16 protein-coding genes and 1 tRNA gene are annotated in these 19,499 nt (G+C 65.3%); 2 read left to right on the forward strand and 15 right to left on the reverse strand.

The genetic code is table 11. The features are described from left to right. Positions 1-150 precede the first annotated feature (150 nt). The 6 genes from BcFMB_RS01245 to BcFMB_RS01275 form a co-directional block, all read right to left on the reverse strand. Positions 151-1,461: a homoserine dehydrogenase gene (locus BcFMB_RS01245; RefSeq protein WP_099720819.1), complete on the reverse strand. Its 1,311-nt coding sequence runs from the start codon at positions 1,459-1,461 to the stop codon at positions 151-153. A 99-nt stretch (positions 1,462-1,560) separates the two neighbouring features. Next, entirely contained in the window at positions 1,561-3,150 is a 1,590-nt protein-coding gene (locus BcFMB_RS01250; protein WP_099720820.1) for a diaminopimelate decarboxylase family protein, read from the reverse strand. 150 nt (positions 3,151-3,300) lie between these two features. Then, a complete protein-coding gene (gene argS / locus BcFMB_RS01255) occupies positions 3,301-5,097 on the reverse strand; it encodes an arginine--tRNA ligase (RefSeq protein ID WP_099720821.1) in 1,797 nt (598 codons plus the stop codon). Positions 5,098-5,450: 353 nt separating this feature from the next. Continuing rightward, positions 5,451-6,941: a glycoside hydrolase family 30 protein gene (locus BcFMB_RS01265; protein ID WP_198405429.1), complete on the reverse strand. Its 1,491-nt coding sequence runs from the start codon at positions 6,939-6,941 to the stop codon at positions 5,451-5,453. Positions 6,942-7,051: 110 nt separating this feature from the next. Further along, the gene (locus BcFMB_RS01270; RefSeq protein WP_024540266.1) at positions 7,052-7,462 is read right to left on the reverse strand and encodes a Rid family detoxifying hydrolase; all 411 of its coding nucleotides are present in this window, start codon (positions 7,460-7,462) and stop codon (positions 7,052-7,054) included. Between the two features lie 409 nt (positions 7,463-7,871). Next, positions 7,872-7,947, reverse strand: a tRNA-Arg gene (locus tag BcFMB_RS01275). Between the two features lie 173 nt (positions 7,948-8,120). Between BcFMB_RS01275 and BcFMB_RS01280 the strand changes: the two genes are divergently transcribed. Beyond that, complete coding sequence (locus tag BcFMB_RS01280) at positions 8,121-8,759, forward strand: CYTH domain-containing protein (protein WP_232513896.1); 639 nt, start codon at positions 8,121-8,123, stop codon at positions 8,757-8,759. Between the two features lie 35 nt (positions 8,760-8,794). Here the strand turns inward: BcFMB_RS01280 and BcFMB_RS01285 are convergent, their stop codons facing one another. Genes BcFMB_RS01285 through BcFMB_RS01295 form a run of 3 tightly spaced genes read right to left on the reverse strand, consistent with a single transcriptional unit; the run spans position 8,795 to position 12,162 of the window. Continuing rightward, positions 8,795-9,742, reverse strand: a complete 948-nt coding sequence (locus tag BcFMB_RS01285; RefSeq protein ID WP_099720824.1) for a tetratricopeptide repeat protein — start codon at positions 9,740-9,742, stop codon at positions 8,795-8,797. 54 nt (positions 9,743-9,796) lie between these two features. Beyond that, positions 9,797-10,804: a DUF8094 domain-containing protein gene (locus BcFMB_RS01290; RefSeq protein ID WP_099720825.1), complete on the reverse strand. Its 1,008-nt coding sequence runs from the start codon at positions 10,802-10,804 to the stop codon at positions 9,797-9,799. Further along, a complete protein-coding gene (locus BcFMB_RS01295) occupies positions 10,804-12,162 on the reverse strand; it encodes a GTPase (RefSeq protein ID WP_232513830.1) in 1,359 nt (452 codons plus the stop codon). The genes BcFMB_RS01290 and BcFMB_RS01295 overlap by 1 nt, the downstream gene beginning before the upstream one ends. An 89-nt stretch (positions 12,163-12,251) precedes the next feature. Between BcFMB_RS01295 and BcFMB_RS01300 the strand changes: the two genes are divergently transcribed. Next, positions 12,252-13,223 carry an FKBP-type peptidyl-prolyl cis-trans isomerase gene (locus BcFMB_RS01300; RefSeq protein WP_099720826.1) on the forward strand — a complete coding sequence of 324 codons (972 nt, stop codon included), beginning with the start codon at positions 12,252-12,254 and terminating at the stop codon, positions 13,221-13,223. 118 nt (positions 13,224-13,341) lie between these two features. On the opposite strand, the gene nucS is transcribed toward BcFMB_RS01300, so the two are convergent. The 6 genes from nucS to BcFMB_RS01330 form a co-directional block, all read right to left on the reverse strand. Further along, positions 13,342-14,046 carry an endonuclease NucS gene (gene nucS, locus BcFMB_RS01305; protein ID WP_024540260.1) on the reverse strand — a complete coding sequence of 235 codons (705 nt, stop codon included), beginning with the start codon at positions 14,044-14,046 and terminating at the stop codon, positions 13,342-13,344. 150 nt (positions 14,047-14,196) lie between these two features. Then, the gene (locus tag BcFMB_RS01310) at positions 14,197-14,496 is read right to left on the reverse strand and encodes a F0F1 ATP synthase subunit epsilon (RefSeq protein WP_099721674.1); all 300 of its coding nucleotides are present in this window, start codon (positions 14,494-14,496) and stop codon (positions 14,197-14,199) included. Positions 14,497-14,498: 2 nt separating this feature from the next. After that, the gene (gene atpD / locus BcFMB_RS01315) at positions 14,499-15,986 is read right to left on the reverse strand and encodes a F0F1 ATP synthase subunit beta (protein ID WP_099720827.1); all 1,488 of its coding nucleotides are present in this window, start codon (positions 15,984-15,986) and stop codon (positions 14,499-14,501) included. Positions 15,987-15,995: 9 nt separating this feature from the next. Beyond that, positions 15,996-16,907: a F0F1 ATP synthase subunit gamma gene (locus BcFMB_RS01320; protein ID WP_099720828.1), complete on the reverse strand. Its 912-nt coding sequence runs from the start codon at positions 16,905-16,907 to the stop codon at positions 15,996-15,998. 3 nt (positions 16,908-16,910) lie between these two features. Next, positions 16,911-18,572 (reverse strand): F0F1 ATP synthase subunit alpha, encoded by a 1,662-nt coding sequence (gene atpA / locus BcFMB_RS01325; RefSeq protein ID WP_024540256.1) that lies wholly within the window; start codon positions 18,570-18,572, stop codon positions 16,911-16,913. 81 nt (positions 18,573-18,653) lie between these two features. Next, positions 18,654-19,487, reverse strand: coding sequence for a F0F1 ATP synthase subunit delta (locus BcFMB_RS01330; RefSeq protein WP_024540255.1), 834 nt, complete (start codon positions 19,485-19,487; stop codon positions 18,654-18,656). Positions 19,488-19,499: the final 12 nt, after the last annotated feature.

The following is a 19,499-nucleotide window of genomic DNA, read 5'->3' on the forward strand; positions in this document are numbered from 1 at the left end:
CTTCGTCTCTCCCTGTCCGTCGCCACGGGCGGCGCACGGACTACCGCCCCACCCAACGGCGCGGACGGCGAATCACGGTTCATGATACACAGAAGGCTGGTCGCGCCATCAGGCGCGTCCAGCCTTCCATCGCCGGGCCGGGCTCCGGAATCAGTCGAGCACGCGGATGATCGACGGGTCGCCGGTCACGCAGTCGAGTTCGCAGACCTCGGCGACGGTCGCGCGCAGCGTCATCTCGTCGGTCATATGCGTGACGAGACGCAGCTGCTGGATTTCGCCGTCGTATCCCGGATCCTTGAGCGTCGGCTTGAGATCCTGGTTGACGCCGTTGATCGAGACGCCGTTCTTCGCGAAGATCGTCGAGATCTTCGCGAGGACGCCCGGATTGTCGTGGATGAGGAAACGTACGGCGAAAGCGGCCTTCGAGGTGCTCAGCGGCGCAATCGGATAGTCGTTGTACATGCGGATCGCCGGGCCGGTGCATCCGGCGGCGATGTGGCGGGCGACGGTCACGATATCGCCGACGACGGCGGACGCGGTCGGCGCGCCGCCGGCGCCGCGGCCGTAGAACATCAGATCGTCGGCGTATTCGGCGCGCACGAAGACGGCGTTGAAGGAGCCGCGCACCGAGGCGAGCGGATGCTCGTTGCGGATGAGCGCCGGGTAGACGCGCGCGGAGACGCCATGCTCGTCCTTGCCGACGACGGCGAGCAGCTTGACGACCTTGCCTTCGGCGGTCGCGGCGGCGATGTCATCGGCCGTGATATGGGTGATGCCCTCGACGGTCACGTCGTCGATGCCGACTTCCGTGTGGAAGCCGAGCGTCGCCATGATCGCGGCCTTGTTCGCCGCGTCATAGCCTTCGATGTCACCGGTCGGATCGGCTTCGGCATAGCCCTTTGCCTGCGCGTCCTTGAGCGCCACGTCGAAGTCGAGGCCCTTCGTCGTCATCTCATCGAGGATGTAGTTCGTCGTGCCGTTGACGATGCCGAGCATATCCTTGACCTGATCGCCGACAAGCGACTCGCGCAGCGGACGCACAATCGGAATCGCGCCGCCGACGGCCGCCTCGAAGTAGATGTCGACGTCGTTGTCCTCGGCTGCCTTGTACAGTTCCGGACCGTACTTCGCAAGCAGCGCCTTGTTCGCAGTGACGACGGACGCGCCGTTCTTCATCGCCTCAAGCACGAAGGTGCGCGCGACGCCGGTGCCGCCGATGAGCTCGACGACGATGTCCGCGTTCTTCACGACGCTCATCGTGTCGCTCGTCAGCAGCGACCTGTCGATCCACGGGAAGTCGACCTCCTCCGGATCGAGGCAGGCGATGCCGGACAGCTCGATCGGACGCCCGATGCGCTGCGCGAGCTCATCCTTCTGTTCGACAAGCAGGCGCGCGGTCTGCGAGCCCACCGTTCCTGCGCCAAGCAGACCGACTCGAATCGGTGCGTTCTGTTCTGCCACTGTCCGTTCCTTTCTTTGCGGCGGTCACTACCCGCCATATTGTACGGGCAAGACGTGAGCGTGGCGCCCACGCTTCCCCTATATGGAATCGCCGGAACATCACTCGCTCACATCGTAGGAGAGCAGATCGTCGACCGTCTCGCGACGCATCATCAGATGCGCGCCGTACGCGTCGACGCCGACGACGGCCGGGAAGAGCGCCATGTTGTAGTTGCTCGCCATTGCGCGGCCATAGGCTCCGGTCACCGGCACGGCGAGCAGGTCGCCGCGGTGCACGTCGGCCGGCAGCTCGACCTCGTCGACGACGATGTCGCCGGATTCGCAGTGAATGCCGACGACGCGCGACAGACGCGCCGGCTCATCCGAGACGCGGTTGGCGAGAACCGCCGTGTACTGCGCGCCATAGAGCGCCGGACGGATGTTGTCGCTCATGCCGCCGTCGACGGCCACATAGCTGCGTGCGTCGATCGGTTCGCCGGCATGGTTCGTAAAGCCGTCCCCCAGTTGGACGGTCTTGACGGCGCCGACCGTATACAACGTGACACCGGCGGGTGCGACGACCCAACGGCCCGGTTCGAAGGAGATGATCGGCGCGGGCATGCCGAGCAGACGGTTCGTCTTCGTGACGGCGTCGGCAAGGCGCCTGAGCTCCTGGTCCACATCCATGCGGTCCTCGTCATCGGTGTAGGCGACCGAATAACCGCCGCCGAGATCGACTTCGGGCAACGTGTATCCGTTCGTCGCATAGAAGGTCTTGCGCAGCAGCATCATACGGCGGCCGGCTTGGATGAAGGCCTCGGCGTCATGGATGTTCGAGCCGATATGCGAATGGATGCCGACGAGTTCAAGATCGGCGTGGCGCATGATCTCGCGCAGCACGGCGATGGCCGGGCCGTTCGCGACGAGCTCCATCGCCGCGGCGAGGCGACGGTCGCCTTCGGTCACATCGGCCGCGTTGAGGTCGTACGGGTAGCGCACATCGTAGCGCAGCCGGCGATCGGCCTGCGCCTTCGTCTCGCCGGATTCCTTGAGCGCGTTCTCCTCCATCAGCGCGTTCGCGGCCGCCGGCGTGACGTCCTCGAGCGCGTCGATGCCGTCGACGATCGTCGTATCCGCGCCGACAGGCAGCAGCGCGACGCCGAACTTCTGGTCCTCATGCGCCGTCGAAACAAATTCATGGCCGCCGGCATGGATGCCGGAGGTCACGCGCAGCATGACACGGGCGCGTTTGCCGAGCCGCTTGGCGATCGCGGCGATGCGCGCCGGCTCGTCGGGCGCATCGATGACGATCTTCGAAAATCCCTCGGTGATCGCCAGCTCGATCTCCTCGTCGCTTTTGTTGTTGCCGTGCAGCACGAGCCGACGTCCGGGCACGCCGGCCGCGAGCGCGATCTTCATCTCGCCGAGCGTGCAGGTGTCCACGTACATGCCCTCTTCGGTGACGATGCGCGCCATCTCCTTGCTCAGGAAGGCCTTCGCCGCGTAGCTGACATGCGTTGTGTTGTTGGAGAACGCCGCCGCAGCCGCGTTGACGAAATGGCGTGCACGGGCGCGCACCTCGTCGAGGTCGTAGATGTAGAGCGGTGTGCCGTATTCGTCGGCGAGCGCGCTCGCCGTGATGCCGTGGAAAGTCAGTTCGCCTGCGGCGTCGCGCGCCGTGTCCTGCGGCCAGATCGGGCTGATGGCCATCGTCGTTCCTTTCATCTCATCATGTCTTCTCATGCCGCCGCCGCGCACCGGGCGCGGAAATCCCCATGCCGGGTACGGCAAGCAAGGTGCGCGGCGGCTTTATGCGGTGCGCCGACGCCACCGTGAGGGCGGACATCGGCGCACGGAAGGTCACATCTTGTCGGGGGCGTGGACTCCGAGCAGGTCAAGGCCGCTTGCGATGACGATCTGCACGGCGTCGTTGAGCCGCAGTCGTGCGGCGGCGCGCGCCGGCTCCGGGCATTTCGCGATGCGCGTCGACTCGCGGCTCGACTCGTCGGCGCGTTCCTCGGCCTCGGTGAGCGCCATCGGCACGACGCGTTCGACGTTGTACCACTTGTGGTAGGCGGCAGCAAGGTCCTCGAGATAGTGCGCGATGCGGTGCGGCGCGCGCAGGTCGCCGGCCTGGGCGAGCACGGACGGCCACTGGGCGAGCATCGCGATGACCTCGCCGTCGGCTTCGGTGTCGAGCAGCGCCATGTCGGCGCCGTCGCGCGTGATGCCCGCGGCGGCGGCATTGCGGTCGACGTTGCAGGAACGCGCATGCGCGTACTGCACGTAGTAGACCGGGTTGTCGTTCGAATGCGATGCGAGCAGGTTGAGGTCGATGTCGACCGGCGAGTTGTAGTCGGTGCGGGCGAGCGAATAACGGGAGGCGTCCACGCCGATCGCGTCGATGAGGTCGTCGATCGTCACGACGTTGCCGGCACGCTTGCTCATACGCACGGCCTTGCCGTCCTTCATGACGTTGACGAGCTGGCCGATGAGGATCTGCATGTTCTCCCCCGGCTTGTCGCCGAAGGCCGCGCACATCGCCATCATGCGGCCGATGTAGCCGTGATGGTCGGCGCCGAGCATGTAGATCGCGACGTCGGCCGGATGGTCCTTGCGGTGGCGCTTGTTGCGGTAGTAGGCGATGTCGGCGGCGAAGTACGCGTAGTTCCCGTCGGACTTGATGATGACGCGGTCCTTGTCGTCACCGTGTTTCGTCGACGCGAACCAGGTGGCGCCGTCCTTCTCGTAGATGTCGCCGCGTGCGCGCAGATCGTCGATCGCCTTCTCGACCTCGCCGTCCTCGTACAGGCTGTTCTCGTGGAACCAGACATCGAAATGGACGCGGAACTCCTTCATCGACTGCTGGATCTCCTCGAACATCATCGGCACGGCGCGCTTGCGGAACTCCTCGCGCTGCGCGGAGTCGCCTTCGCCAAGCGGTTCGCCGTTGTCGTCGGTGCCGCCGTCGACGCGCGGCAGGTTGAGGATGTCGACGCCGTCGGCATCCGCCTCGGCGATGACTCGGCGCGCGATCTCGTCGATGTAGGCGCCTTTGTAGCCGTCAATCGGCGTCGGCTCCTCATGCGCAGCGGCGACGAGCGACTTGGCGAAGCGGTTGATCTGCTCGCCGTGGTCGTTGAAGTAGTATTCGCGAACGACGTCGGCGCCGTTCGCCTCGAGCACACGGGCCATCGAATCGCCGACGGCCGCCCAGCGCGTGCCGCCGATGTGGATCGGACCGGTCGGATTCGCCGAAACGAACTCGAGGTTGAGCGTACGGCCGCTCAGATGGTCATTGCGGCCGAAATCGGCGCCTTCGGCAAGGGCCTGATCGACGACCTGCGCGGCCGAGGCCGAGTCGAGTGTGATGTTGATGAAACCGGGGCCGGCAACCTCGACGGTTTCGATGCCGTCGGCGTCGGCAAGACGCGCGGCGAAGCGCTCGGCGAGATCACGGGGCTTCATGCCGGCCTTCTTCGCGAGCTGCATCGCCGCGTTCGAGGCCCAGTCGCCGTGTGCGCGGTCCTTTGGACGCATGACCGCGAATTTGGATTCGTCGGGGATCAGATCGACGGTCAGGTCGCCCGCTTGGCCGTCGGCAACAAGCTGCTGGGCGATGTCATAGATAAGTTCACTTAACGCTTCAGGACTCATTCCACCAAGTCTACCGTCCAAGCAGACAGAATCGGCGGCCGGACGGACGGCTCCGCTGCCCGGACGGGCGAATCCGCTGCCCAAGAGGGCGGAACTGCTGCCCGAGAGAGCGGAACTGCTGCCCGAAGAGGCGAAACCGCGCAGCCATCGGCGCAATCGACTGCGCGATGGGGGCCTCCGCCCGGCCGAATGCCGTCCGTGGAAGCATATCTGCGCTGAGGGAGAGCAACTTCCCGTAAATCCTCAAGTATCGGGGGTTTACGGCCTTGGAATGACGCGCTTCCTGGGGGGCATACCCGCCGATATGGCGGAAGATGCTCCCCCTCAACGCAGATACGTCCGTCGTAGACGCCTCATGGCGTGCGGATGGCGGGCTGTAGGCCTGTGAGCGTCGTCAGCGAACGCGGCGGCAGCTGCACGGTCGAGGTTCCGATGCGCAGCGGCGTCGGTGTTGTGCGTTCGTTCGTGACAACGGCGGCGATTGCGCCGTCGGCCGTGCGGAACGCGGCCGCGTGCAGGCCGTCGGCGTGCGCCAGCCGGTGCTCGAGCACGAACGAGCTGGGCTGCATGAATTTCGCGCAATGCGCGAGGATGTAGTAGTCGGCGTTGCGCGTGATCGCATGGTTGCGCATGTCGATCGTCAGCAGACCGCGGTTTTGCGAATGCCGATGGTCGTGACGCAGATAGTAGTAGTCAGGGCCACCTCGCTCGTCAAGCGCGATGTTCCACAGCACGACCGACTGCGCCCAGTTGTTCAGCATCGCGATGACGCGCGCCGAGGTCCCAACGAGCGCGGCGTCCCAGTTGCGTGGTCCCCAATCGCCGCCCGAGGCTTCGGTCACCCAGATGCCCTTGTCCGGCCAGATGCGATGGATGTCGCTCATCGTGCGCGACGCGCCGCCGTAGTAGTGCCATGCCGAACCGGCGACGGCCCGCAATGCGCACGGCCATGCATACAGTTCGCGTACGAAACGGCCATCGGGGTAATGGTCGGTCGAATAGTTGTGGTCCCAGCAGATGATGCGCACGTCGTCCAGGCCGTGGGCATGCAGGCGGGGCGCGAGGAAATCGGCGATGAAGCGCGCCTGCTGCGCCGGCGTCATCGCCATCGACGGCCAGCGCGACTGCGGATAGTCGGGTTCATTCGTCGGCGTGACGCCGAAGACGTGCAGACCTGCGTCGCGGTAGTGTCCGATGAATCGCGCGAGGTATTCGGCGTAGACGGCGTACATGCGCGGGCGCAGGTAACCGGTCAGTTGCATGATCGGGCGTCTGCCGAGGACGGAGCGGTTCGTCTTCATCCATGCCGGCGCGCTCCACGGCGAGACGATGATCGCGAGCGGCGCGGCCGACGGGTCGCTCGCCATGCGGATCGACTGCGCGGCCTTGAGCCACGGGATGATCATCCGCGTCTCGGGCGAGAAATCAAGGGAACCGAGCCGCGGATCGGCGCGATGTCGCGTGAAACGGTACGGGCGCGTCACATGGTCGGATGGGCCGATTGGTTGGCGCAGCATCGAGATGCCGATGCCGTCATCGACGCTGAACAGCTCGGTCATCACGGCACGCCGGACAGAGGCAGGGAGTCGGGCGAGCAATGCGGCCGAGGCCTGCGTGAGCGAAGCGCCGAAGCCGTCGATGCGCTGTCGCGGACGGGACGGGAAGATCGTCAGCGTGGGCATCGGCTGCGTCTCTTCGTGATCGTCATGACCTCCGCGGCTGTCGTGGCCATCGCCGCCGACACGGCCGTCCGAGGCATCAGACAGCAGGAACTCGGTCGGCGGGAGCTCGCGCAGCGCAGCGGCGAGCACGGTGTCGTCGGCGTTGGCATAGCTCGTGAACATGCGCATGAGCACACTGTAGCGCGCGGCGGATGCGCGGACGATGCAGTGCGCTCAGCGGATATTCGGTGAACGCGGCGACGGTCGCCGACCTCGATGCGGGAGGAGTCGGCTCAGTCCGCGGCGTCGGTCTTGGGGCTGACGGCGATGACGTCGATCTCGACGAGGGCTCCCTTCGGGATCATGTTGTTGCCGAACGCGACGCGCGCCGGCTTGACGGTGCCGGTGAAGGCCTTCGCGTAGACGGCGTCGACGGCGGCGAAGTCCTCGACGTTGCGCAGATAGATCGTCGCACGGCAGACATGCTCGAGGCCGCAGCCGGCCGCAGCGAGGATGTTCGTGATGTTCTTGAGCGCGCGGGCGGCCTGGTCGGCGGCTTCGACGCCATCAAGTTCACCGGTGGCCGGATCGATGCCGAGCTGACCGGAGACGAAGACGAATCCGTTCGCCTGCACGGCCTGGCTGTAGGCGCCGAGCGCCGCCGGAGCCTCCGTCGTCGCGATCGCCTTGAGATTTTCGTACATGACGCTTCCTTTCATCGATGCATCAGCTGGAAATGTGCCATATCGCCGCCCGTCGCGGCATATGGACCTCTTCCGGCATGATAACGATGCCGCTGGCGCAACAACCCACGACGGCCACGTTGTGGGCAGCCACGGCAGGCCATAAGACTCCGGCTTTGCGAACGCGAACGCCGCAGAACTCCCCGATACGTTCGCGAACCGGGCCGGTTGCGAACACGTCCTGCCGCATTCGCACCGGTCATGTTCGCAAAGCGACATGTCCGCGAACATGACCGGTGCAGCATACGACCGCCATGTTCGCCAATCGGAACTCCTGCGATCACGAACGTCGCGCATCGTCCCCCTGGCGATCGCAACCGGCGCGGAAACAGCAGAAGACCCCGCCCTGAACCGGTCAGGACGGGGTCGTTGGTGGGCTTAATGGGGTTCGAACCCACGACCTTTCGCTCCGGAGGCGAACGCTCTATCCACTGAGCTACAAGCCCGTTTGCACTTTCTCCACTATACACGCATCCCCGTATCGACGCATCCCCGTATCGACGCATCGACGCATCCCGTGCGACCGCATATCCTTGCCTCGTTACGTGTCCATACACCCATGCGGAACATCGCAGCCTCCGGGCCCTCCCGAGCCGCGCACTACACTGGGACTATGGATATGACGAGGGAAGGCATGCCGATGCTCGATGAATACCAGTACGAGCGTCGATTCTTCTGCAGGAGCATGCCCACGGAATTCGACGACGGCGACGCACCCGCACTCATCATCCAAGGCTATTTCGTGCATGCCGACCGCTACGCGCTGCGCGTGCGCCTGACGACGCATGCATTGCGCATCCCGATGACCGCCGACCTCGATGCGCGTACCGTGCTCGCCGAGCATCGCGACATATTCCGCACCGCCACGATCGGCGTCAAGGGGCCGTCGGTGGGCGGCACACGCTATGAGGCGTCGCGAGACATCGACGCGCAGGTCGCCGCTGCGCTCGTGCTGCGCGGTGGCGACGTCATCATCAAGAACCGCTATACGGCGTGGATCGGCGCCGACGGCTGGAACATCGACGTCTTCGGCGGCGCGAACGCACCCCTCGTCGTCGCGGCCGCGCAACGCAGCACGCCAGTGACGAATCTGATCATCCCGCGCTTCTGCGTCACCGAGATCACCGACGAGCCGCGGTTCAGCAACGATGAGCTCTCATGGCGGCCGTTCACGCGATGGGCCGACGATTACGAAGACGAGCTCGCACGCAACGGGCCGTCGTTCCAACAGTCGTTCGGCACGAACACGATGGAATGACGGCCTGCAGGCAATGCGATTTTCCGTATATCGACTCAGTACATCATCGTCGCGAGGCGGCGGCGTGCACGCGAGACGCGTTCGTCGCCGGCGTCGGGGATCAGGAAGTATTCGAGCAGTCGTTCGCGCACCGGGTCCATCTGGTCGCGGTGCGCGGCGGCGAAGTCGAGCAGGCGACCGAAGGCGTCGTCGATCTGTCCGCCGATCATGTCGACATCGGCGACGGCGAGCTGCGCCTCGAGGTCGTCCGGGGCGTCGGCGGCCGCCTGGCGCACGGCGCGCACGTCGGCATCGGCGGAACGGGCGAGCAGCAGCGCCTTCGCGCGTTCACGGCGCGCGAGTTCGTCGGACGGGTCGGCTTCGAGCACCTGCTCGTAGGCGGCCGCCGCGCCGGCGTAGTCGCCTTCCTGCGCAAGGCGGTGCGCTTCGGCATGCGCCGGCGGCACCTGCGTCTTCGCCGGCAGCGCGTCGTCGGCACCGGCGGCCGGCTCGATGTGCGGGGCCGTGCCGGTCACGCCGGCCTGTGCGGCCACCTGCACGAGCTGCGGCAGCACATGCGTCGTGATCTGCTGAAGCTCCTCGTCGGTCGGTATGCCCTGCAGAATCGGCATCGGACGTCCCGCGATGAGCGCGAACAGCGCCGGTGCGCCCTGCACGCCGAAGGCCTGTGCGATCGCCGGATCCTTCGCGACGTCGACGCGCGCAAGCTGCAGCTGGCCGTTCATGCCGTCGATCGCGTCGCCGAGCGCGCGCGCCATCGGGAAGCAGCGGTCGTCCGTCTCGACCCACATGAGCAGCACGATCGGGAACGTCGTCGACGATTCGACCATCGCCTGGAAGTTGTTCTCGGTCACATCGATGACGTAGCCGCCGGCCGCAGGCGCGCCGCCCGCCTGTCCCGGTTCCGCCTTCGTCTGATGCTTGAGCCCTTCGAGGTCGACCGCCCCGGCGAGCGAGATGCCCGGCTTGAAATCCTGTGCCATGATTGTTTGCCTCTTTTCGTATGTCCTGCTGTAACCGCGCGTCCATGACGGACGTCAGACGGCCTCGACTTTGACGACCTGACGTTCGGCGCCGACCGCCTGCACCTTCTGTCCCGATTTGGCCGGCGGGATGTAGATGGCGACGACGTTGACGTAGGTCGCCTTCATCGTGCTCGTCGCCTTGCCGTCCGCGAAGATCGCACGTTCGGCGTCCGAGGCCGGCTGCGATTCGCGGCCTTCGCCGGCGGCGCGCGTCCACACCGAATCGATCTGCGCGACGACGAGGTCGCCGCCATCCGACGAGCGCATGATCTGCATCTGTCCGTCGACCGGCGTGAAGGTCTGCCGCTGCGTGCCCTTGTTGCGTTCCATGCCCTGCTGCACCGTCGCGGACAGCTGCGCCAGGTTGTCGCGGAAGTAGTCGTCGCCGAAATCGCTCGCGTATTGGCTCTTCGTGCCGTTCTGCAACACGTCGGCGTAGCGCGTCACAGCCTCCTTCGGCGTCATGACGAGGTTGCCGTCGTCCTCATGGCCCATCTGCGAGCCGATTGACGGCACCGTGAACTTCGGCATCTTCGCGCCTTGGAACAGGCGCGTGACGGCCCACAGGCGGTAGTTCTCGCGCGCGTCGCCCTGCGTGAACACGAGCAGACGCTCCGACTGCTGGTCCTCGGTCGTCGTCGTGATCGAGAAGACGGCGCGCGGCCAGCCGTTGTCGGTCGGGATGACGGTTTGCGTCAGGTCGTCCGGGATCGTCGTCTTCGGATCGAGCTTGCCGTTCTTCTGCGCGACCTTGAGTTCGCTCGTGCGGATCTGCAGTTCCGGCCCGCTCATCGCCTGCGCGAGATTCGTCGGATCCTTCGTGTCGTTGCATTCCTTGATCGTGGCGAGCAGGTCGGCGCGGATGCGCTGCTCCTGTGCCTCGGTCAGGTCGGGTGTCGCGGACGCGGCCGATGTGGGCGCGTTCACCGTCGGCACCGTTCCCTCGCATGCGCCGAGCGCGCACGTCATGCCGAACGCGAGCGCGACAGCCGTGGCTGCGGTCAGTGCACGTCGTGTCATCAGTCGTTCTCCTTGTTCTGCGCGTCGGCGGACGTCTCGCCGTCCCTGTCTGCCGACCCATCCTTGGTCGTCGCGTCGGGCGCATCATCGGTGACGGCCGTTTCGACGGTCACCGAGGCTTGCGCCGCATCGTCGGACTGCATCGTCGTCGCCTCCGTGACTGTCCCCGTCGGTTCATCGGTCGTCACGACCGGAATCGAGCCGGTCTCCTCACGCACGAGGCGCGCGAAGTAGGCCTGCAGCTCCTCCGGCGTGATGACCGACGTCGCCTCGTCGGATGTGGTCGCCGATGTCGTGCTGCGCGGCGACGTGTCCTGCGGCTGCCCGGAGGCGTCCACACGATGCGTCTGCTCGGCGACGAGGTTGCGTGACGTCGGATCGATGATCTGCGGCGGCTCCGTCTCCTGCGCGGCGGTGCCCGCATGGCGTCCGTGGCGTCCGCGCGGCTTGCCGTCGGCGCCCTTCGGACGGCGGCGCGGCTTCATGCTGGCGAAAGTGCCGGCGACGGCGGCCGCGATCGTCGTCGTCTCCTCGACTTGTTCCTTCTTCTTGCGCGGCTTGACCACCTTGGCGAAGCGGTTGCGGCGCGTGGCCGGATCCATCGCGAAGACCGACGCCGACAGGACCGCCAGAATGATGCACAGACCGCCCGCGAAATACCACGGCAATGCGAAGTTCGGCACGCTCTGACGCACCCAGTGCATGCTGATCGTCGCGTCCGAAGCCTTGCCGCCGAAGTCGACGATCGCGACCTGCGTCGCCTTCGCGTCGGGCAGCCGCAGCGATGCGCTCGTCTTGCCGCACGATGTGCTCGTCCACATGTCCGAATCGGCGAAGGCGACCTGCTGATCGGAGGTGGAGGCGTTGCCGCGCGCCTGCTCATTCGTCGTCGACAGCGCGCTCCAGCTGTCAAGTCCGGTCACGCGCGTGTACGATTCGCCGGCGAGCCAGCCGGAGGCGTCCTTCGGACTGCCGATCGCGATGCAGGTCGCCGGTTCCTTGACCGTATCGGCCGTCGCTCCGTCGGTCGTGTTCGCATCATGCGCATCGTCCGATGATGCCGTCGTGCCGGATGCCGGCTCGACGGAGGCGGCTTCGACACGGACCTGCACGCTCTTGTCGACCAGATCGAGCACACCGGGGTCGATGACCGCGTACTGTATGCCGTCCATGTGCGCAACAGCCGTGACGTCCCGACTCGGCTCCCAGATCGTCTGGTTGAGGATGCCGAACACGATGCAGGTCACGGCGAGCAGCCCGAAAATCGGCGTCACGATGCCGCGCATGATCTTCGCGTGCCTGGACGGCGCCGGATGTCTGCGCGGCACATGCGTTTCTTCTTCTTGACCGTCGTTCATCACGTATCCCATTCTACAAGTCGCGGCCCTTCACAACTCCATTACCTTCCGGACGGATAAATCGGGCAGAGGCGTTACTGTTGGTGGCTATGCAACATACTTCTCTAGTAACTTCTATCACACGCGCCGCATCAGTCGTCAGCGCGCTCGCTCTATGCGTAAGCATGGCGGCCTGCGGTTCGGGGTCGTCGGAAGGCTCCGCAAGCGCCTCGTCGAGCGCGACGCTGCCGAAACTCGAAGGCGTCAAGGTGACCGGCAAACCGGGCGAGAAGCCGAAGGTCGAGTTCAAGAAGGGACTCAAATTCGAGAACAACAGCCTCGCCATCCTGCAGGACGGCGACGGCGCCGCGATGAAGAGCGGCTCCCGCATCTGCGCGCAGCTCACCCAGTACAGCGCGAAGTCGGGCGAGGAGGTCGCCACGACGTGGGAGCAGAACGTGCCCGACTGCTCGCTCGTCTTCAATCCGGAGAACGTCGTCACCAATGTGGAGAGCGCGACGCTCGCGCAGGTCGCGAACACGGCGTTCAACGGCAGGAAGCTCAACACGACGATCGGCATCGGCATCAACGACGGCTCCGGCGACGACAACGCGTATATGCTGATCATGACGCCGGTCTCGCAGTCGAAGGACTACACGAAGGCGCAGGGCGAGAAGGTCAAGGACATTCCGTCCGATCTGCCGAAGGTCACGTTGGACGCCGCCGGCAAGCCGTCGATCGACATGAACGGCTACAAGGGCTCGGACAAGCTCGTCGTGCAGCCGCTCATCAAGGGCGACGGTCCGAAGATCGACAAGAACACCTACGCGGCCGTCGTCAACTACACCGGTTGGCTGCTCGACGGCAAGCAGTTCGATTCGTCGTGGGACCGCAACCAGACCTTCGACGCCGTGCTCAGCAACATGATCAAGGGCTGGCAGGAAGGTCTCGTCGGCCAGACGGTCGGCTCGCAGGTGATGCTCGTCGTACCTCCGGACCTCGGTTACGGCGATCAGGGGAACAGCTCGATCCCGGCGAACTCGACGCTCGTCTTCGTCGTCGACATCCTCGCGAAGTACTGACGCACAGTCGATACTGATATATCACAGCAAAACGGCGGCGGCCGCCTCCCCCATCAGCGGGAGGCGGCCGCCGCCGTTCGTCGTCGTATTCGCGGGCACATGCCGCGATATCGGCGGTTCAGAACAGCCGCAGCGAATCGTCGTCGGCGCCGCGCATGTCGTCGTAGTCGAGGATCAGGCATTCGAATCCGCGGTCGGTCGCGAGCGTGCGCGCCTGCGGGGCGATCGTCTGCGCCGCGAAGATGCCGCGCACCGGCGCGATGAGCGGGTCGCGGTTGAGCAATTCGCAGTAGCGCGTGAGCTGTTCGACGCCGTCGATGCCGCCGTGTCGTTTGATCTCGATCGCCACATGAGTGCCGTCGGCGTCGACGGCCATGATGTCGACCGGGCCGATCGCCGTCGGGTATTCGCGGCGCACGAGCTTGGCGCCTTTGCCGATGCGTTCGATCTGCTCGGCGAGATAGCGCTGCAGATGGTCTTCGACGCCGTCCTTCTTCAGCCCCGGGTCCTCGCCGAGATCGTAGCTTTCGTCGGAGTAGATGTGCTGCAGCGTGACTTCGAGGACGTCGTTCGACTTCGTCGCGCAGGCGCGGATGACCTTCTGCGGCGCCGGCGTCGCGGCGTCGTCGTCGGCGTCCTTCGGCGTGATGTCCTTGATCGTGCACGGCGCCGCCATCCAGTTGAGCGGCTTGTACGAGCCCAGTTCGGAGAAGATGAGCAGACTGTTGTCCGCCTTGATCAGCAGGACGCGGCGCGCGAGCGGCAGCGTCGCCTGAAGTCGTCCGGTGTATTCGGCGCTGCAGTCGGCAACAATGATTCGCATGAGGTACCACGATACCGCGCGCCGTGCCATGGCACAACACACGGCACGGCACAACGGCATGATGGCGCACGCGGCGTCCGGTGGATATGGAAGGGCCCGGATTCCCGTATGGGAATCCGGGCCCTTATCGACGTGAAGGTCGTCGGCCGGTCACTGGATGCCGGTCTCGTCGATCGGCTGGTTCGCCATCGTGCGGCCGTTTTCGACGACGACGGTCAGCTTGTTCGAGTCGAAGGAGATGAATCCGTCGGTCACCTCGAAGGAATGCTTCGTGCCGTCCGGCTCGGTGATGACGAGCGGACCCTCCTGGATGACGGAGAGCACCGGTTCGTGTCCCGGCAGGATGCCCATGCTGCCCGCATAGGCGGGCACGAGCACGGACTTCGCCACGCCGCTCCAGACCGGATGGTCAGCGGAGACGATATTCACGTCCATCGTCGCGCCGGCCATGATCACTCACCGTATTCCTTCTGCATCTTGTGCCACTTCTTCTCGAGGTCGTCGATGCCGCCGATGCCCGAGAACGCCTGCTCCGGGACGTTGTCGTAGACGCCGTCGCAGATGCGCGTGAACGCCTCGATCGTCTCCTCCGCCGGCACATAGGAACCCGGGACGCCGGTGAACTTTTCAGCGACGTAGAAGTTCTGGCCGAGGAACTGCTCGATCTTGCGCGCGCGGTTGACGGTCATCTTGTCCTCTTCGCCGAGCTCGTCGATGCCGATCAGGGCGATGATGTCCTGCAGTTCCTTGTTGCGCTGCAGGATCGCCTTGACGCGGTTCGCGCAGTCGTAGTGCGCCTGGCCGACATAGCGCGGATCGAGGATGCGGGAGGTCGACGACAGCGGGTCGACGGCCGGGTAGATGCCCTTCGACGCGATGTCGCGCGACAGCTCGGTCGTCGCGTCGAGGTGGGCGAAGGTCGTCGCCGGGGCCGGGTCAGTGTAGTCGTCGGCGGGGACGTAGATCGCCTGCAGCGACGTGATCGAATGGCCGCGCGTCGACGTGATGCGCTCCTGGAGCGCGCCCATCTCGTCGGCGAGGTTCGGCTGGTAGCCGACGGCGGAAGGCATGCGGCCAAGCAGCGTCGAGACCTCGGAGCCCGCCTGTGTGAAGCGGAAGATGTTGTCGATGAACAGCAGCACGTCCTGGTTCTCGACGTCGCGGAAGTACTCCGCCATCGTCAGCGCCGTCAGCGGGACGCGAAGACGCGTGCCCGGCTGCTCGTCCATCTGGCCGAAGACGAGCGCGGTCTTCTCGAGCACGCCGGCCTCGTCCATCTCGCCGATCAGGTCGTTGCCCTCACGGGTGCGTTCGCCGACGCCGGCGAACACGGAGACGCCGCCGTGGTTCTGTGCCACGCGCTGGATCATCTCCTGAATGAGGACGGTCTTGCCGACGCCCGCGCCGCCGAACAGGCCGATCTTGCCGCCCTGCACGTACGGCGTGAGCAGATCGATGACCTTGATGCCCGTTTCGAACATCTGCGTCTTCGATTCCAGCTGGTCGAAGGCCGGCGGGTTGCGGTGGATCGGCCAACGCTCCTTGATGACGATCTTCTCGCCCGGCTTCTTGTTGAGGATGTTGCCTGCGACGTCGAAGACATGGCCCTTCGTCACGTCGCCGACCGGCACCTCGATCGGGCCGCCGGTGTCACGCACTTCGGCGCCGCGCACGAGGCCGTCGGTCGACTTGAGCGCCACGCAGCGCGCCGTCGAATCGCCCAGATGCTGCTCGACCTCGAGGGTGATGACGACGTCCTTCGACTCGCCCTCCTCCTGCTGGCCCATCTGCTTGATCTCGACCTTCAGAGCGTTGTAGATGTCCGGCATGTGACCGACAGGGAACTCAACGTCGATAACCGATCCCTGAATACGCGTCACATGACCGACGATTGGCTCCGCGGCGGTGTCGGTGGCCGCAGTGGTCTGTTTCTCAGCCATTTCGCGTTCCTACTCTTCCTTCTTGTTCAATGCATCGGCGCTGCCGATGATTTCGGTAAGTTCCTGGGTGATCGATGCCTGGCGCGATGCGTTGAGCTTGCGGGTCAGGTCGTTAATCAGTTCGCGTGCGTTCTCGGTGGCCGTGTGCATCGCGTTCTGCCGGCACGCCACCTCGGAGGCGGCCGCCTCGAGCAGGCATTCGTGGATGCGCGAACGCACGTACTTCGGCAGCACGGCGTCGAGCACCTCGTCGAGGCTCGGCTCGAAGGCGTACAGCGGCATCGCCGTCGTTGCCGTCGGGTCGGGACGCTGCGCGTCCTTGTCCTCGATAATCTCGACCGGCAGCATGCGCAGCACGCGCACCTTCTGCACGACCATGTTGATGAACTCGGTGTAGACGATGTACAGCTCGGATACGCCGCCCTGGTCGGCGGAAAGCATATACGCGTCCAGCAGCGCGCGGGAGATCGCGTCGGCGACTTCGACGCCAGGCCTCTCGGTATCGCCTTCCCAGGTCTGTGCGAGCAGGCGGTTGCGGTACTTGTAGTACGAAACACCGCGGCGACCATAGACGAACAGCTCCGGTTCCTTGCCGGCCTCGTCGAGACGCGCCAGCAGATCCTCGGTTTCGCGGATGATCGATGAAGTGTACGCTCCGGCCATGCCACGGTCCGCCGTCAAGGCGAGGACGGCAACACGGGGGTTGTCGCCCTCCTTCTTGACGATCGGATGTGAGATATGGGAGTGGGATACCAGTGTCTGGACGGCATCGAAAATCGCATCGGTGTATGGCTTCGCGTTGAGCGCCACCTCACGGGCCTGCGCGATGTGCGAAGCCGCGATCATCTCCTGGGCGTTGAAGATCTTCTCCAACGAACCTGTGGAGGCGATCCTGCCCTTTAATGCGAGTTGCGATCCCATAGGTTACTTCTTTTCCTGCGCTTCGGCGTCCTTGGCCTTGCGGCCCTGGGCCTTGATCTGCTCCTGGTCGACCGGAGTGACGCCCTTCGGCGTCGGCTTCTTGTCGATGAGCGGCTTGCCGGCCTTCGTCACATAGGTCTCACGGAAGGCGTCCACGGCCTTGTCGAGCGCCGCCTCGGTGTCCGAGGTGAAGTCGCCGGTGTCGCGGATCGTCTTGAGGATGTCGGTGTTGCGGTCGAGATACTCGAGCAGCCCCTTCTCGAAGGGCAGCACGTCGACGACCTCGAGGTCGTCGAGCTTGCCATGGGTGCCGGCCCACACGGAGACGACCTCCTGCTCCATCGAGAACGGGGAGAACTGCGGCTGCTTGAGCAGCTCGGTCAGGCGTGCGCCACGGTTGAGCTGGGCCTTCGACGCGGCGTCCAGATCGGACGCGAACATCGCGAAGGATTCGAGCGAGCGGTAGCGCGCCAGCGAGATCTTCAGCGTGCCGGAGACCTTCTTGAGCGCCTTCGTCTGCGCCGCGCCGCCGACGCGGGAGACGGAGATGCCGACGTCCACGGCGGGACGCTGACCGGCGTTGAAGAGGTCGGACTGCAGGAAGATCTGTCCGTCGGTGATCGAGATCACGTTCGTCGGAATGTACGCGGAGACGTCGTTCGCCTTCGTCTCGACGATCGGCAGACCGGTCATCGAGCCGCCGCCCAGGTCGTCGGAGACGCGTGCGCAGCGTTCGAGCAGGCGGGAGTGGAGGTAGAAGACGTCGCCAGGATACGCTTCACGTCCCGGCGGGCGGCGCAGCAGCAGCGAGATCGAGCGGTAGGCCTCGGCCTGCTTCGACAGGTCGTCGAAGACGATGAGGACGTCCTTGCCGTTGTACATCCAGTGCTGGCCGATGGCCGAGCCGGTGTACGGCGCGATGTACTTGAAGCCCGCGGAATCCGATGCCGGGGACGCGACGATCGTCGTGTACTCCATCGCGCCGGCCTCTTCGAGGCTCTGCTTGACGGAGGCGATCGTCGAACCCTTTTGGCCGATGGCCACGTAGATGCAGCGCACCTGCTTCTTCGGGTCGCCGGACTCCCAGTTCGCCTTCTGGTTGATGATCGTGTCGATCGCGATGGCCGTCTTGCCGGTCTGGCGGTCGCCGATGATGAGCTGGCGCTGGCCGCGGCCAATCGGCGTCATCGCGTCGATCGCCTTGAGGCCGGTGGACATAGGCTCGTCGACCGGGTGGCGGTGCATGACGTCGGGGGCCTGCGCCTCGAGAATACGGCGTCCTTCGCTCTTGATCTCGCCCAGACCGTCGATCGGGTTGCCCAGCGGGTCCACGACACGGCCGAGGAATCCGTCACCGACCGGCACGGAAAGCACCTCTCCGGTGCGACGGACCTCCTGGCCCTCCTCGATGCCGACGAAATCGCCGAGGATAACCACGCCGATCTCGCGGGCGTCAAGGTTGAACGCCAGACCAAGGGTGCCGTCCTCGAAGGTCAGCAGCTCGTTGGCCATGCAACCAGGCAGTCCCGTCACATGCGCAATGCCGTCGCCGGCCGTCGCGACGTGGCCGACCTCCTGGGTCGGCGTCTCCGACGGCGTGTACGCCTCGACGAAATCATCGAGCGCCTTGCGTATCGTGGCGGGATCAATGGTCAGTTCTGCCATGATCACTCCTTATTGTTGTGTATACATTCGTGTGGGTCCCCACAACGGACCCGTGGGACGCGGGGGCGTGCGCCGTCCGCGTCACTCGGCGGTGCCTGCCTTCACCTTGCGCCTGAGCGCCTGCAGCTGCGCGACGACGGTGTTGTCGGTCACCTCGTCGCCGACCTGCACGCGCATGCCGCCGATGACGTTCTTGTCCACGACGAGGTGGATGTGCACCGGCCGGCCGACCTTCTTCGTGTAGATCTTCGTGAGCCGTTCGATCTGCGCGTCGCTCAGTTCGGTCGCCGCCGTCACCGTGACCATCGACTCCCCCATATGGCGGGAGAACTTGTTGATGAGCCACTGGATCGTCTCGAGATACCGGCGGTTGCGCGGATTGCGCGTGCTGTGCTCGGCGAGACGCACGGTGATGCGGTCGAAGTGGGCGTCGTCGATGAGGGCGTGCAGCAGTTCGTAGCGCGCCTCGAGCGGTCCGTCGTCGTCGGAAAGGTCCGCGCGCACGACGGGCAGGTTGAGCAGGGCCGACTGCAGCTGCGCGAGTTCGATCGACACCTGCAGCGTCTTGCCGTCCTTGTCCGCCTGATACATCATGGCGTCCACCGCGAAGTCCTCCACGGCGTTGTCGATGTCATGGGCGCGGCTCCAGCTGCGGCCGACGAGATCGACGAGGATCGCCATCGTCATGTCAAGGACCTTGCCGCCGAGCAGCTCGTTGAGCAGCCGGACCTTGTCCTCGGTCGGACGGCCCGGATCGGTCAGCGCGCGCTGCAGGCGCGGGTTCTTGTCGAGCACGAACGTGATCGTGAACAGTTCGTTGCCGATCTCCCACGCGTCGTCTCCCGACGCGCTGAGCCTCTTGGCGAACGAGTCACGCGATTCGCGATCGGCTACTCGTGATGCTTCTCCTTGCAACTGTCACCTCCC

Origin of the sequence: Bifidobacterium choerinum (assembly GCF_002761235.1) — a bacterium.
In the GTDB taxonomy this organism is placed as follows: domain Bacteria; phylum Actinomycetota; class Actinomycetes; order Actinomycetales; family Bifidobacteriaceae; genus Bifidobacterium; species Bifidobacterium choerinum.

Excerpts from the sequence above, each read along its gene's own strand:
- BcFMB_RS01250 (WP_099720820.1), bottom strand. The coding sequence starts at position 3,150 with ATGGCCATCAGCCCGATCTGGCCGCAGGACACGGCGCGCGACGCCGCA.
- argS (WP_099720821.1), bottom strand. The coding sequence starts at position 5,097 with ATGAGTCCTGAAGCGTTAAGTGAACTTATCTATGACATCGCCCAGCAG.
- BcFMB_RS01265 (WP_198405429.1), bottom strand. The coding sequence starts at position 6,941 with ATGTTCACGAGCTATGCCAACGCCGACGACACCGTGCTCGCCGCTGCG.
- BcFMB_RS01270 (WP_024540266.1), bottom strand. The coding sequence starts at position 7,462 with ATGTACGAAAATCTCAAGGCGATCGCGACGACGGAGGCTCCGGCGGCG.
- BcFMB_RS01280 (WP_232513896.1), top strand. The coding sequence starts at position 8,121 with ATGACGAGGGAAGGCATGCCGATGCTCGATGAATACCAGTACGAGCGT.
- BcFMB_RS01285 (WP_099720824.1), bottom strand. The coding sequence starts at position 9,742 with ATGGCACAGGATTTCAAGCCGGGCATCTCGCTCGCCGGGGCGGTCGAC.
- BcFMB_RS01290 (WP_099720825.1), bottom strand. The coding sequence starts at position 10,804 with ATGACACGACGTGCACTGACCGCAGCCACGGCTGTCGCGCTCGCGTTC.
- BcFMB_RS01295 (WP_232513830.1), bottom strand. The coding sequence starts at position 12,162 with ATGAACGACGGTCAAGAAGAAGAAACGCATGTGCCGCGCAGACATCCG.
- BcFMB_RS01300 (WP_099720826.1), top strand. The coding sequence starts at position 12,252 with ATGCAACATACTTCTCTAGTAACTTCTATCACACGCGCCGCATCAGTC.
- nucS (WP_024540260.1), bottom strand. The coding sequence starts at position 14,046 with ATGCGAATCATTGTTGCCGACTGCAGCGCCGAATACACCGGACGACTT.
- BcFMB_RS01310 (WP_099721674.1), bottom strand. The coding sequence starts at position 14,496 with ATGGCCGGCGCGACGATGGACGTGAATATCGTCTCCGCTGACCATCCG.
- atpD (WP_099720827.1), bottom strand. The coding sequence starts at position 15,986 with ATGGCTGAGAAACAGACCACTGCGGCCACCGACACCGCCGCGGAGCCA.
- BcFMB_RS01320 (WP_099720828.1), bottom strand. The coding sequence starts at position 16,907 with ATGGGATCGCAACTCGCATTAAAGGGCAGGATCGCCTCCACAGGTTCG.
- atpA (WP_024540256.1), bottom strand. The coding sequence starts at position 18,572 with ATGGCAGAACTGACCATTGATCCCGCCACGATACGCAAGGCGCTCGAT.